A 13349-nucleotide genomic window follows, 5' to 3' on the forward strand; every position below is an offset into this window, starting at 1 on the left:
CAATGCCCCCACAACCTGATCGATTGCATTGAGAGGCAATGATGTTCAAAGGTATTTTGATCGACAAAGACGACAGCGGTTACCGGGCCACACTGCAAGAGATCAATGACGATCAACTGCCCGAGGGCGATGTGACGGTGCGGGTCGCGTACAGCACCTTGAACTTCAAGGATGGCCTGGCGATCACCGGCAGCAGCCCGGTGGTCAGGAAATTCCCCATGGTGCCCGGAATCGACCTGGCCGGTACGGTCGAAGTCAGCGAGCATCCGGACTACAAGGTCGGTGACCAGGTCTTGCTCAATGGGTGGGGCGTAGGCGAAGGGCATTGGGGCGGGCTCGCACAAAAAGCGCGCCTCAAGGGCGACTGGCTGATCCCACTGCCCAAGGAATTCACCGCGGCTCAAGCCATGGCAATCGGCACGGCCGGTTACACGGCGATGCTGTGCATCCTGGCGCTGGAACATAATGGTGTCACGCCTGAGCAGGGCGAAGTCCTGGTCACCGGGGCCAACGGCGGCGTAGGCAGTTTCGCCATCGCGCTGCTGAGCAAGCTTGGCTATAAAGTCGTAGCGTCCACGGGGCGCACCGCCGAGCACGATTACCTCAAGCAACTGGGCGCCAGCGAGATCATTGATCGCGCCACTCTGTCCTTGCCGGGCAAACCGCTGGCCAAGGAACGCTGGGCGGCGGTGATCGACTCGGTCGGCAGCCACACGCTGGCCAACGCCTGCGCCAGCACCAAGGCCAATGGCACGGTCGCCGCCTGTGGTCTTGCACAAGGCATGGATTTCCCGGCCTCCGTCGCGCCGTTCATTTTGCGTGGCGTGACGTTGGCCGGGATCAACAGCGTGACCCAGCCCAAAGCCAAGCGGATGGAAGCCTGGAATCGGCTGGCCAAGGATCTGGACTTCGCGTTGCTGCCACTGATCAGCCATGAAATCGGCTTGAGCGAAGCTATCGACGCCGCACCGCGCTTGCTCGCCGGACAATTGCGCGGGCGAGTGGTGGTCGATGTGAATCGGTGATTACACGGTTTCGCGTTCCAGCAACTGACGCTTGCGCTCGACACCCCAGCGATAGCCCGAGAGGTTGCCGTCGCTGCGTACCACGCGGTGGCACGGGATCGCCACTGCAATACTGTTCGCGCCGCAGGCCTGAGCCACGGCGCGCACGGCTTTGGGCGCGCCGATACGCTGAGCGATATCGGCGTAGCTGGCGGTGCTGCCTGCAGGAATCTCCCGCAGCGCCTGCCAGACCCGCTCTTGAAAAGCGGTGCCGCGCACGTCCAGCGGCAAATCCAGGCCAATTGCCGGGGCTTCGATAAAACCGACAACCTTGGCAATCAACTGCTCGAACGCGTGATCGGCGCCAATCAGATTCGCACGCCGAAACTTGTCCTGCAGGTCGCAAACCAGTTGATGCGGATCATCCCCCAGCAGGATCGCGCAAACACCGCGTTCACTTTGCGCCACCAGAATGGCCCCCAGGGAACACTGGCCAACGGCAAAACGAATGTCGTTGTTCTGGCCCGCCGCGCGGTAATCCCCCGGCTTCATGCCCAGCAGTTTATCGGCCGATTCATAGAAGCGGCTGTTGGAGTTGAAACCGGCGTCATACAGGGCGTCGGTGACTGAGCCGCCGTCGGCCAGGCGTTCGCGCACTTTGCGGGAACGATGGGCGGTTGCGTACCCCTTGGGTGTCAGCCCGGTCACGGCTTTGAATACGCGGTGGAAATGGAAGCTGCTCAGGCCTGCTGCCTGCGCCAGCTCATTTAACGCAGGCGGATTTTCGGCGGATTCGATGTGGCGGCAGGCGACAGCGACGGTTGCTGCGTGTTGTGCGGCTACATCGCTTTGATCCTTCGTGGCCCGTTTGCTGGGACGATAGCCCGCCGCCAGGGCTTGTTCTGCCGTGTCGAAAAATTCGACATTCTGCGGTTTCGGCAAGCGTGCCAGGCTGCTGGGGCGGCAATAGATTCCAGTGGTTTTCACGGCGTAGACAAACTGCCCGTCGGCACCGGGATCCCGTGCAACGACGGCGGCCCAGCGAGGATCGTCCTCGGTGGCAATCCTGGTCGAATGAGTTGTCATGGTTTCATGTCCGTTGACCCGTTTTTTCCAGATTAACAAGCCCCCAGCACCACAGCACTCCGAGTCTTGCGGTTGAATTCTTGGGCTTCATCCGGCGGTTCGAAAGGTGAAGTTGATCCGTTGTTCACCCAGGCGCGGGTGATGGCCGTCCTTGATCGGCAGCACGCCGTGATAACGCAAACGATCGACGCCACCCCAGACCACGATATCGCCATGCAGCAACGGTACACGCTGGCTTTTATCGCTTCGTTCAAACCCGCCGAACAGGAACATTGCCGGCAATCCCAATGACACCGACACGATCGGTGCGGCGTAGGAACCTTCGTTCTTGTCTTGGTGCAATGACATCCTGGCCCCGGGGACATAGCGGTTGATCAGGCAGGAGTCAGGGACAAACCCGGCAAATCCCGCTTCCCGTGCCGCCGCTTGTGCCAGTTCGAAAAACACGTCAGGCATCTCGGGCCAGGGGCGTCCGGTCTGTGGGTCATTGCGCGTATACCGGTAGCCGCTGCGGTCGGTGGTCCAGCCCCAGGTGCCGCAACTGCTCAAGGCCACCGACATGGTAAAGCCGCCGGGGGTGACCATCTGCCGAAACGGAGCGGCCGCCAGAACCGCTTCAAGTGCTGGCAACAATCGATCGAGCCGGGGCAGGGCAAAGCCGCGCAAGACGAAGGACTGTTCACCGATCTGCTCACGTCTGGGCTCCTGCTCGGGTTCGGCATCGGCAAAAAGATCGAAAGTGGTCGGGCTCATGGGGTCATAACGCATCGTGAAAGATGATTCCAAGGGTATGCCGTTTTCCGCTGTGCAGGCGACTCACGCCGTGACGCATGGTCACTCGGTAATAGCCGCGAACGCCTTTGACCGGTCGCTGGCTCACGGCAAAGATCAGACCATCGCCTTTCTTCAGGCGGATCACCTGCGGGCGTGACTGCATCCGCGGGCGTTGTTCGGTTAGCACAAACTCGCCGCCGGTAAAGTCTTCGTCCGGTTCCGACAGAAGAATCGCCACCTGCAGCGGGAACACGTGTTCGCCGTACAGATCCTGGTGCAAACAGTTGTAGTCCTGCGGGCCATATTGCAGCAATAACGGAGTCGGGCGTTCCTGACCGGCGGCATGGCAGCGTTGCAGGAACGCTTCGTGGGTTGCGGGGAAACGGGACGGCAAGTCCATGCATTCATACCAGCGGTTGGCGATCGGCACCAGTCGAGGGTAGAGCGCACTGCGCAAGCGGGCGACTGTGTCCGGCAAGGGGTAGTTGAAATACTTGTACTCGCCACGGCCAAAACCGTGTCGCGCCATGATCACTTGAGAGCGGAAGGGCGCTGACTGGGTATAGAGCGCACTGACGTCATCGCACGCCTGCGCACTCAACAGCGACTTGATGACAGCGCAGCCATCCTGATCGATTTGTTGCCCCAGGGCTGCCCAGTCCAGCGCATCGAAGGTTTGCTCGCTCATCGCTGAGCCTCGCGATCCAGCAACTGCCGTTTGCGCTCCATTCCCCAGCGATAACCGCCGAGGCTGCCGTCCTGGCGCAGCACCCGATGGCAAGGCACGATAACGGCCACCGGGTTGGCTCCACAGGCATTCGCTACCGCCCGGGAAGCGCTGGGCTGACCCAGACGCTGGGCGATATCACGGTAGCTGGCGGTTTCACCGACGGGGATTTTCCGCAGGACCTCCCAGACTCGCCGTTGAAATACGCTGCCGCTCAGGTGCAGTGGGAGATCGAGTGCGGTGTGTGGGTTTTCGAGGTGGCGCAGGGTTTGCTCCAGGGCCGGCATCAAACCTTCATCGCGCTGCGGCGGTGGCGGGCCAGGGAAACGCCGCGCCAGATCGCGTTCGAGCGTGATCAAGTCTTCACCGAGCAGCAACGCGCACAGGCCCTCGGCGCTGAACGCCAGCAACAAGACGCCTAGGCTGGAAGTGCCGCTGATGTAGCGAATCGGGGAGGTAGACATGTTCTGACTCCTTAACCAAAGGTCGAGGTGGCCAGTCTAGGGGGCGCCAAGGGAGTGAACACTCCGGCGCTTGCGGTCGAATTCAAGACGGGCGCGGAGCACGACGTCCATGTTGTCGCTCCGGGTGCCGGGTCGCGTTACAGTGCCTTGCTGACGGCAATGTCGCTGATGACGTCGTCGCTCGAACCATGAATGGCGTCCAGCGCAGCTTTGGCTTCTTCTTCAGTGCCTTTTTCGAGCTGGGCAAATTCGAAGCGGCGTTCGCCGTTGAGTTTGTATTTGATGACGTACTTGGTCGTTTGGGCCACGGTCATACCTGCTTTTATTCGTGTGGGAGCGTCACTCAGCTCAGTTTTGTACTGGAGCGACGGATGATCTTGATCGAGTGCGTCAGGGTCGGTTTGCGGGTCACGCTGATCGGACGGCGGTTGACCGTATCGATGGTGATGTTCCAGAAACCGGTGCTCGGTGCAGTAATCCGGGCCGGGAAAGTATCGAACGCACCGCCGTGGTAAGTGTGACGGCCGCCGTTCTTGAAGCTGCGGAAGTTGGCGTCGTTCATCAAGCGGATGTTGCATGTTTGGGAGCACTGGATGACGACGATGTCGTCTTCGTTGAGGTGCTCGCGCTGGTGGATAAATTTCATGAGGCGCCTCCAGAAGGGCTTTTTCTACAAAATCAAAACGATAGCATGGGCGATTGGCGCAGTTTATCAGCCCGAACAGGTTATTATCCGGTCGTCGAGGTTCGCTTTGACAATTAAAAACAGTTATTCGGAATTCTATGAGCGATAAACGCAGCGAGCCTCGGAGAAAATCAGCATTTGTGCTGTCGGAGGGTCTTTATCGGAGGTTTTGTATGAAGTGGGGTGTGTTGGCCTTGCCGTTGGCATTGGTGATGAGTGGCTGTGCGAATGTCTCGGAGATTAATGAGACGTTGCCTACCATGAACGTGATCTCAGGCAAAAAGCCCAATGAATACGCGCAATGCCTGGTCGAAAAACTGGCCGACAGTCGTGGCGCCCTGCAACTGGAGTCAACCAAGGACGGGATGCGCGTCATCGTGCCGGCGAAATTTTCATCGGCCCCGGCAGCCGTGTTCGACATCGAAGACCGTTCGGGTGGCAGTGGTATAAAGCTGCATGAGCGTATGTCCAATGTGCCGGTGCGTCCTAAAGACGTGCAGAAAGCCGCCAACGCCTGCATTTCCGGCTGATAGACTAGCCACCGTTCACACCGATGCCGTCAAAGTCATGCTTTGGCGGCATTGTCTTTTCTGGAGTCGAGCATGAAGCGAGAGCAGGTACAGGAACGCCATGCAGAGGGACTGATCTCTGCCACCCACGTCATTCAAAATCCCGCGAACCCGGGGGAATGGATCGTGTTTTTCAAGAAGAGTGCCGGGCGCAGCTATTTTCTGGTGGATGATAACGATGAGGTCGAGTCGTTTGCTCGTCTCGACGATTTGATCGAGACCGTGCGTGGTCTCGGAATCAAATTTGCGGAAATTCACATGTAGGGCAGGGCGCCCTACTTGCAGACCACCACGACACTGCGGTTCTTGAAGTTGCCGACATCGACCCCCAGGGTTTTGTCGCTTTCCTTGGTGGAAGGCGATCCGTCGGTGCCGACGATCCGGTAGCCGGTCCCCGCGCAAGAGGCATCGGCTTTTTCATAGCACGTGGCCCACGAGTTGGCTTCGCCGGAGCAGTCGATTGCCAGGCCTTGCTCTCCGTTGTTCAGGTACATTTTCTCGGAAGTGGCGCAGCCGCTCAGGGCCAGGATTGCAATCAGGGGCAAAAATTTAGTCATGTCGTTGTCGTCGTCAGGATGATGGGGCTAAGCCTGTGACAGCGCAGGCAGCAAAAGGTTATAGCGAATGGCCACTTGTTTGTACCTGGCCACAAAAAAGCCCTGCTCAATGGCAGGGCTCTGCGAGTGCTGCAGGATATCAGTCCTGACTCTTGCCGCGTCGCTTCGGCGCGGGGGGGGTGTAGTCGAGCACCGACGCCACTTCAACCGCCATCGCTTCGCTGGGTAACGGCCCGGAAACATCTTCGCCATTGGCGGCGGTAATGTGCCACTGGCCATCTTTTCCTTTGTCGACCGTGTACCCGTTGATGATTTTTGCTACGGTCATCTATCTGTCTCGTTCACTGGTTCAAAGTCGCCATGATACCGGCAAATGCTCGCATTGGGGGACGATAAGCGTATGGTGGTCGAGTTTGTCGGCCTCTTTGAGCTACGCTGATTTGACCGCGTGAAAATGCGGATTGAACTATCCGCGGGAATATTTCTCTATGATGGCATTGGTTAGCCAGCGCGGGGCATTGTAAGGTGCACGCCGCCTGATTAGACTGCGCCGAAACTCGTACACACAGCCCTTTCAAGGACTTATATGATCAAGAAATGCTTGTTCCCAGCAGCCGGTTACGGTACTCGCTTCCTGCCAGCGACTAAAGCCATGCCCAAAGAAATGCTGCCGGTGGTAAACAAGCCACTGATCCAGTACGGCGTCGAAGAAGCACTGGACGCTGGTTTGACTGAAATCTCCATCGTCACCGGTCGTGGCAAACGCGCCCTGGAAGACCACTTCGACATCAGCTACGAGCTGGAAAACCAGATCAAGGGCACCGACAAAGAGAAGTACCTGGTCGGTATCCGCAAGCTGCTCGACAACTGCTCGTTCTCCTATACCCGCCAGACCGAAATGAAAGGCCTGGGCCACGCGATTCTGACCGGTCGCCCACTGATCGGCGACGAACCGTTCGCCGTGGTGCTGGCGGATGATTTGTGCGTCAACCTCGAAGGCGACGGCGTACTGACCCAGATGGTCAAACTGTACAAGCAGTTCCGCTGCTCGATCGTTGCCATCCAGGAAGTCGACCCGCAAGAAACTCACAAGTACGGCGTGATTGCTGGTGAGATGATCCGCGATGACATCTACCGTGTTCACAGCATGGTCGAGAAGCCAAAGCCTGAAGATGCACCGTCGAACCTGGCGATCATCGGTCGTTACATCCTGACGCCGGACATCTTCGACCTGATCGAACAAACCGAGCCAGGCAAGGGTGGTGAAATCCAGATCACCGACGCCCTGATGAAGCAAGCCCAGAACGGCTGCGTCATGGCTTACAAGTTCAAAGGCAAGCGTTTCGACTGCGGTGGCGCTGAAGGTTACATCGACGCGACCAACTTCTGCTTCGAGAACTTCTACAAGACTGGCAAGGCTTACTGATAGCGCTTGACCTGCTTGTATTGAAAAGCCACCTTCGGGTGGCTTTTTCATTTGCCGCCCCCCGATATCACTTGCAGCGCTTGCCCAACGGACGTCTGCGGGTATGCTGGTTGCCTGCCGAGGAGATTGAAAATGGCCTACGATTTTGACCTTTATGTAATTGGCGCCGGTTCCGGCGGTGTACGGGCTGCGCGTTTCGCTGCCGGTTTTGGCGCGAAAGTGGCTGTGGCTGAAAGTCGTTACCTGGGTGGTACGTGCGTGAACGTCGGCTGCGTGCCGAAGAAATTGCTGGTCTACGGCGCGCACTTCGCCGAAGACTTCGAGCAGTCTTCGGGCTTTGGCTGGACGTTGGGTGAAGCGAAGTTTGACTGGGCGACGCTGATCGCCAACAAGGATCGCGAGATCAATCGCCTGAATGGCATTTACCGCAACTTGCTGGTCAACAGCGGTGTGACCTTGCATGAAGGCCACGCCAAGATCGTCGACCCGAACACCGTCGAAATCAATGGCGAGCGTCACACCGCTAAAAACATCCTGATTGCGACCGGTGGCTGGCCGCAGATCCCGGAGATTCCGGGGCATGAACACGCGATCAGTTCCAACCAGGCGTTCTTCCTCAAAGAGTTGCCCAAGCGCGTTCTGGTGGTGGGCGGCGGTTACATCGCTGTCGAATTCGCCGGGATCTTCCACGGGCTGGGCGCCGACACTACGTTGTTGTATCGCGGCGAGCTATTCCTGCGCGGCTTCGACGGTGCGGTACGCAAGCATTTGCAGGAGGAGCTGACCAAGCGCGGCCTGAACCTGCAATTCAACGCCGACATCGAGCGCATCGATAAACAGTCCGATGGCAGCCTGAAGGTGACGCTCAAGGATGGTCGCGAGCTGGAAGCGGATTGTGTGTTCTACGCCACCGGTCGCCGGCCGATGCTCGACAACCTAGGACTGGAAAATACCGGCGTCAAACTCGACAAGAAAGGTTTCATCGCGGTCGATGATCAGTATCAGACTGCGGAGCCGTCGATTCTGGCGCTTGGCGATGTGATCGGCCGTGTCCAGCTGACCCCCGTCGCGTTGGCTGAAGGCATGGCCGTGGCGCGTCGCTTGTTCAAGCCTGAGCAATATCGTCCGGTGGATTACAAGATGATCCCGACCGCCGTGTTCAGCCTGCCAAACATTGGCACTGTCGGCTTGAGCGAGGAAGATGCGCGCGAAGCTGGCCACGAGGTGCAGATTTTCGAAAGCCGTTTCCGGCCGATGAAGCTGACCCTGACCGAGTGCCAGGAGCGCACGCTGATGAAGCTGGTGGTCGATGCCAAGACCGACAAGGTTTTGGGTTGCCACATGGTCGGGCCGGATGCCGGTGAGATCGTTCAGGGCTTGGCGATTGCCTTGAAGGCTGGTGCGACCAAGCGCGATTTCGACGAAACCATCGGCGTGCATCCTACTGCCGCCGAAGAGTTCGTCACCATGCGCACGCCGGTTGCCGGTTAATCGCTCTTTTCACTCTCTGATGCGTCTGGCGCTGTTGCAATGACAGCGGCCAGGCGCAGGCTTTCGTCGAGGCTCGCCTGAGTCTTGAGCAAATCGATTTCCAGCGCTTTGTTTATCTGCGACTGCTCGTCGACGCTTTGCTTGAGCGACTGACTTTCCAACAGCGCGGCACGCAAGCGTTCCTGGAGGAGGGTGCGCTCACTGTCGATGCGGTTGACCTGCTCCAGCAGTTGATCCTGGCGGCTGTGGGTGTGTTTGAGTTGCTCCTGTAGCAGCCCAAGTTCGCGTAGCGTTCCACGGTTCTCAGTGAGCAGGCGCTCGTTGTCGCGGTGCAATTGAGTGATTTCGTCCTGACGCACCAATGCGCTTTGCTGGGCCTGGCGCAATTCCATCTGAATCTGTTGCAACTGGCCTTCGTGGCGGCTCTGTTCCTGCTCGCGCTGTTCCTTGATGGCGTTGCGGTAGTGTTCCAGTGCATCGCGTGCGTGCAGGTGCTTTTCTTCCAGTGAGCGGATCTGCACATCCTTGTCTTGCAAGCGTAAATCGAAATCGGCCAGTGCCTGGTTCAATCCGGCGTTGCGGGTTTGCTCGGTCTGCAGCATGGCGCGGGTTTCGTGCAGCGCTTCGGATTCTTGAGTCAGGGCCAGGCTTTGAATTTCGTATTGCTGGTGCAGTTCAGTGTTGGCTTGCCGGGCTTCAGTCAGCTGGATTTCCAGTTCCTTCCGTTGCTGATCGAACTGCGTGCGTGCCTGGTCGATGGGCTCTTGCGCCTGCTCCTTGAGGCGCTGCGCCAGACGCGCGACCAAGCCTGCGAGCTCATCATCGATGGGTTCAGAGGGCGTTTCAGCGCGCTCGCTGCCGTCGTCCAGCTCCTTCAAATAGCGGTGAATGGTGGTTTTTGAGCCGGTATTGCCCATCTCGATCCGTACTGCATCGATGCTGGGGTTTTCGCCACGGGCAAGGATTGCCAACCGTGCCGCCTGCACCACTGCTTTGTTTACGCCGCCACGAGCCATTTCTTCTCCTACGATTTCGTACTGTGGTACATGCCACTAAAGTACGCAGTGTACCATCATCAACAAAAAGATAAAAAATGTAAGTTATTAAGGCGGGATATACTGGTATTACCCCGCGTGATACGCCGTGTTACACGTTTTACTTCACCAAAGCGGTACATTTTCGAGAGATAAGCCCATGACCGATCTGGATCGCTACCTGCAAGCCGCCACCCGCGACAACACGCGTCGCAGCTACCGGGCGGCCATCGAGCATTTCGAAGTCAGTTGGGGTGGTTTCCTGCCTGCGACGAGCGACAGCGTGGCGCGTTATCTGGTGGCCCATGCGGGCGTGCTGTCGATCAATACGTTGAAGCTGCGTTTGTCAGCGCTGGCGCAGTGGCATAACAGCCAGGGATTCGCCGACCCCACCAAGTCGCCGGTGGTGCGCAAGGTCTTCAAGGGCATACGGGCGCTGCACCCGGCCCAGGAGAAACAGGCCGAACCATTGCAGCTTCAGCATTTGGAGCAAGTGGTGGCATGGCTGGAACAGGAGGCCAAAACCGCCAGGGCGCAAAACGATCAGCCAGGATTGCTTCGCGCCAAACGTGACACCGCGCTGATCTTGCTGGGCTTCTGGCGTGGCTTTCGCAGTGATGAATTGTGCCGCGTACAAATCGAACACGTGCAGGCGATCGCCAGTTCAGGCATCACCCTCTACCTGCCGCGCAGCAAGAGTGATCGCGAGAACCTCGGCAAGACTTACCAGACCCCGGCCCTGCAGCGCCTCTGCCCAGTGAACGCCTACATTCAATGGATCACGGAAGCTGCGCTGGTCCGCGGGCCGGTGTTTCGCGGAGTCGACCGCTGGGGTCACTTGAGTGAGGAGGGCTTGCACGCCAACAGCGTGATCCCTTTGTTGCGTCAGGCCTTGGAACGTGCCGGCATTTCGGCGGACCACTACACCAGCCATTCCCTGCGCCGCGGCTTTGCCAGTTGGGCCCATCAGAGTGGTTGGGATCTGAAATCGTTGATGAGTTATGTGGGTTGGAAGGATGTGAAGTCAGCCATGCGCTATGTTGAAGTCAGCCCGTTTCTCGGGATGGCCCGAGTCGCTGAAAAGCCATTGGTGAGCTAGATACCGTTTTCTTCTATTAATACTGTCCGCTAATAGCGAAAACCAATCAGCAGCATGAGCTTTGCCAATGAGCCAGGCGGCGATCGAGTGGGTAGGATTCACCCCATCAACTTCTCAACCAAACTTTTCAACCCTGACGGAGAGTCATCGATGCCTATCATCAACAGCCAAGTTAAACCGTTCAAAGCTGACGCCTTCAAAAATGGCGACTTCGTAAAAGTGTCGGACGCTGACCTGAAAGGCAAGTGGTCTGTCGTGTTCTTCTACCCAGCCGACTTCACCTTCGTTTGCCCGACCGAACTGGAAGACCTGGCTGACAACTACGACGCGTTCCAGAAACTGGGCGTCGAGATCTACAGCGTTTCCACCGACACCCATTTTGCCCACGCTGCCTGGCACAACACTTCGCCAGCCATCGGCAAAATCCAGTACACCATGATCGGCGACCCGACTCACGCTATCTCCCGCAACTTCGACGTGCTGATCGAAGACGCTGGCCTGGCTGACCGTGGCACCTTCGTGATCAACCCTGAAGGCCAGATCAAAATCGTTGAACTGAACGATGGCGGCGTTGGCCGTGACGCTTCCGAGCTGCTGCGCAAAATCAAGGCTGCCCAGTACGTCGCTGCTCACCCAGGCCAGGTTTGCCCAGCCAAGTGGAAAGAAGGCGAGGCCACTCTGGCTCCGTCCCTGGACCTGGTCGGCAAGATCTAAGTCTGTGAAAGCACTATCAGGGCGGGTTTCCGCACCTCAGTGAGCTGCAACCGCCCTCAAAAACGCCCGGGCGAGATTCGCTCGGGCGTTTTTTTTCGTCTCAAGTAAAAGGAAATCGCCCGTATGTTGGACGCCAATCTTAAAGCCCAGTTGAAATCGTACCTGGAACGGGTCACCCAGCCGATCGAGATCATTGCTTCCCTCGACGACGGTGCGAAATCCCAGGAAATGCTCGAACTCCTGAAAGACGTTGCCAGTCTTTCCAGCCAGATTACGTTGTTAGATAACGGTGACGATGCACGCAAGCCATCGTTCTCGATCAATCGCCCGGGTGCCGATATCAGCCTGCGTTTTGCCGGCATCCCGATGGGCCATGAATTCACTTCGTTGGTGTTGGCCTTGCTGCAAGTGGGCGGCCACCCTTCGAAGGCCAGTGTTGAAGTGATCGAACAGATCCGTTCGCTCAAAGGCGATTTCAGCTTCGAGACCTACTTTTCGCTGTCCTGCCAGAACTGCCCGGACGTGGTCCAGGCGCTGAACCTGATGGCGGTACTGAACCCGAACATCCGCCACGTCGCCATCGACGGCGCGTTGTTCCAGGCCGAAGTCGATGATCGTCAGATCATGGCCGTGCCAAGCATTTACCTCAACGGCGTGAACTTCGGCCAGGGCCGCATGGGCCTGGAAGAAATCCTCGCCAAGATCGACACCAGCGGCATCGAGCGCCAGGCCGAGAAAATCAGCGCCAAGGAAGCCTTTGACGTATTGGTCGTCGGCGGTGGCCCGGCCGGTGCTTCGGCAGCGATCTACGCTGCTCGTAAAGGCATTCGCACCGGTGTGGCGGCTGAGCGTTTTGGTGGACAGGTGCTCGACACCATGGCCATCGAGAACTTCATCTCCGTGCAGGAAACCGAAGGCCCGAAACTGGCAGTAGCGCTGGAAGAACACGTCAAGCAATACGACGTCGACATCATGAACCTGCAACGTGCCGATAAACTGGTGCCGGGCAAGAACGGTGAGTTGCACGAGGTCCATTTCGCCAGTGGCGCGACCCTGAAAGCCAGGACCGTGATCCTCGCGACCGGTGCGCGGTGGCGTGAAATGAACGTCCCGGGCGAGCAGCAATACCGCAACAAAGGCGTGGCGTACTGCCCGCACTGTGATGGTCCGCTGTTCAAAGGCAAGCGCGTGGCGGTGATTGGCGGCGGTAACTCCGGCGTCGAAGCGGCCATCGATCTGGCGGGCATCGTGTCTCATGTCACGTTGCTGGAGTTTGACGTACAACTGCGCGCCGACGCGGTCTTGCAACGCAAGTTGCACAGCCTGCCGAACGTCACCGTGATCACCAGTGCGCAAACCACTGAAGTGTTGGGCGACGGTCAGAAGGTCAATGGCCTGCGTTACAAGGATCGTCAGTCTGACGAGCTGCGTAACGTAGAGCTGGAAGGGATCTTCGTGCAGATCGGTTTGCTTCCCAACACCGATTGGCTCAAAGGCACCATCGAGCTGTCGCCTCGCGGCGAGATCATCGTCGATGCCCGTGGTGAAACGTCGATGCCGGGCGTGTTTGCTGCCGGTGACGTCACCACCGTGCCGTACAAGCAGATCGTGATTGCAGTGGGCGAGGGCGCCAAGGCTTCGCTGAGCGCATTCGATCACCTGATCCGCACCTCCGCGCCGGCTTAAACACCAACGCTGAAACACAAAACCCCATGAGCG

At 58.3% G+C, this 13349-nt stretch carries 17 protein-coding genes; 8 read left to right on the top strand and 9 right to left on the bottom strand.

The features are described from left to right. Nucleotides 1-41 precede the first annotated feature (41 nt). Entirely contained in the window at nucleotides 42-1025 is a 984-nt protein-coding gene (gene acuI / locus BLU63_RS26200) for an acrylyl-CoA reductase (NADPH) (RefSeq protein WP_083377304.1), read from the top strand. On the opposite strand, the gene ada is transcribed toward acuI, so the two are convergent. The 6 genes from ada to BLU63_RS26225 all read right to left on the bottom strand — a co-directional run bounded on the left by ada (nucleotide 1026) and on the right by BLU63_RS26225 (nucleotide 4701). Next, nucleotides 1026-2090 (bottom strand): bifunctional DNA-binding transcriptional regulator/O6-methylguanine-DNA methyltransferase Ada, encoded by a 1065-nt coding sequence (gene ada, locus BLU63_RS26205; protein ID WP_083376632.1) that lies wholly within the window; start codon nucleotides 2088-2090, stop codon nucleotides 1026-1028. A gap of 87 nt (nucleotides 2091-2177) precedes the next feature. Then, nucleotides 2178-2858: a DNA oxidative demethylase AlkB gene (gene alkB / locus BLU63_RS26210; protein ID WP_077747738.1), complete on the bottom strand. Its 681-nt coding sequence runs from the start codon at nucleotides 2856-2858 to the stop codon at nucleotides 2178-2180. After that, complete coding sequence (locus BLU63_RS26215) at nucleotides 2848-3552, bottom strand: 2OG-Fe(II) oxygenase (RefSeq protein ID WP_077747739.1); 705 nt, start codon at nucleotides 3550-3552, stop codon at nucleotides 2848-2850. Before BLU63_RS26215 ends, alkB begins: the two co-directional genes overlap by 11 nt. Beyond that, complete coding sequence (locus tag BLU63_RS26220; RefSeq protein ID WP_010460727.1) at nucleotides 3549-4055, bottom strand: methylated-DNA--[protein]-cysteine S-methyltransferase; 507 nt, start codon at nucleotides 4053-4055, stop codon at nucleotides 3549-3551. The genes BLU63_RS26215 and BLU63_RS26220 overlap by 4 nt, the downstream gene beginning before the upstream one ends. A 137-nt stretch (nucleotides 4056-4192) precedes the next feature. Beyond that, nucleotides 4193-4369 carry a hypothetical protein gene (locus tag BLU63_RS32875; RefSeq protein WP_010460725.1) on the bottom strand — a complete coding sequence of 59 codons (177 nt, stop codon included), beginning with the start codon at nucleotides 4367-4369 and terminating at the stop codon, nucleotides 4193-4195. Nucleotides 4370-4398: 29 nt separating this feature from the next. Then, complete coding sequence (locus BLU63_RS26225) at nucleotides 4399-4701, bottom strand: DUF1883 domain-containing protein (protein WP_007946189.1); 303 nt, start codon at nucleotides 4699-4701, stop codon at nucleotides 4399-4401. A gap of 212 nt (nucleotides 4702-4913) precedes the next feature. On the opposite strand from BLU63_RS26225, the gene BLU63_RS26230 reads away from it, so the two are divergent. Then, a complete protein-coding gene (locus BLU63_RS26230) occupies nucleotides 4914-5270 on the top strand; it encodes a hypothetical protein (protein ID WP_083376633.1) in 357 nt (118 codons plus the stop codon). Nucleotides 5271-5342: 72 nt separating this feature from the next. Continuing rightward, nucleotides 5343-5573, top strand: coding sequence for a hypothetical protein (locus BLU63_RS26235; protein WP_010460721.1), 231 nt, complete (start codon nucleotides 5343-5345; stop codon nucleotides 5571-5573). A gap of 11 nt (nucleotides 5574-5584) precedes the next feature. Here BLU63_RS26235 and BLU63_RS26240 read toward each other — a convergent pair whose 3' ends face one another. Both BLU63_RS26240 and BLU63_RS26245 read right to left on the bottom strand, forming a co-directional pair. Further along, entirely contained in the window at nucleotides 5585-5866 is a 282-nt protein-coding gene (locus BLU63_RS26240) for a hypothetical protein (RefSeq protein WP_010460719.1), read from the bottom strand. Nucleotides 5867-6005: 139 nt separating this feature from the next. Beyond that, a complete protein-coding gene (locus BLU63_RS26245) occupies nucleotides 6006-6194 on the bottom strand; it encodes a hypothetical protein (protein ID WP_010460717.1) in 189 nt (62 codons plus the stop codon). Nucleotides 6195-6452: 258 nt separating this feature from the next. Between BLU63_RS26245 and galU the strand changes: the two genes are divergently transcribed. Further along, the gene (gene galU, locus BLU63_RS26250) at nucleotides 6453-7292 is read left to right on the top strand and encodes a UTP--glucose-1-phosphate uridylyltransferase GalU (RefSeq protein WP_010460715.1); all 840 of its coding nucleotides are present in this window, start codon (nucleotides 6453-6455) and stop codon (nucleotides 7290-7292) included. A gap of 132 nt (nucleotides 7293-7424) precedes the next feature. Then, nucleotides 7425-8783, top strand: coding sequence for a glutathione-disulfide reductase (gorA, locus tag BLU63_RS26255; protein ID WP_077747742.1), 1359 nt, complete (start codon nucleotides 7425-7427; stop codon nucleotides 8781-8783). Here gorA and BLU63_RS26260 read toward each other — a convergent pair. Then, nucleotides 8780-9799 (bottom strand): DNA-binding protein, encoded by a 1020-nt coding sequence (locus BLU63_RS26260; RefSeq protein WP_083376634.1) that lies wholly within the window; start codon nucleotides 9797-9799, stop codon nucleotides 8780-8782. The genes gorA and BLU63_RS26260 overlap by 4 nt on opposite strands. A 178-nt stretch (nucleotides 9800-9977) precedes the next feature. Between BLU63_RS26260 and BLU63_RS26265 the strand changes: the two genes are divergently transcribed. From BLU63_RS26265 to ahpF, 3 genes are all read left to right on the top strand, one after another. After that, nucleotides 9978-10916: a site-specific integrase gene (locus tag BLU63_RS26265; RefSeq protein WP_083376635.1), complete on the top strand. Its 939-nt coding sequence runs from the start codon at nucleotides 9978-9980 to the stop codon at nucleotides 10914-10916. A gap of 150 nt (nucleotides 10917-11066) precedes the next feature. Further along, nucleotides 11067-11630, top strand: coding sequence for an alkyl hydroperoxide reductase subunit C (gene ahpC, locus BLU63_RS26270; protein ID WP_010460707.1), 564 nt, complete (start codon nucleotides 11067-11069; stop codon nucleotides 11628-11630). Between the two features lie 123 nt (nucleotides 11631-11753). Continuing rightward, nucleotides 11754-13316, top strand: coding sequence for an alkyl hydroperoxide reductase subunit F (gene ahpF / locus BLU63_RS26275; protein WP_083376636.1), 1563 nt, complete (start codon nucleotides 11754-11756; stop codon nucleotides 13314-13316). The last annotated feature ends 33 nt before the right edge of the window (nucleotides 13317-13349 follow it).

This window comes from Pseudomonas mandelii (genome assembly GCF_900106065.1).
Classification (GTDB): Bacteria; Pseudomonadota; Gammaproteobacteria; order Pseudomonadales; family Pseudomonadaceae; genus Aquipseudomonas; species Aquipseudomonas mandelii.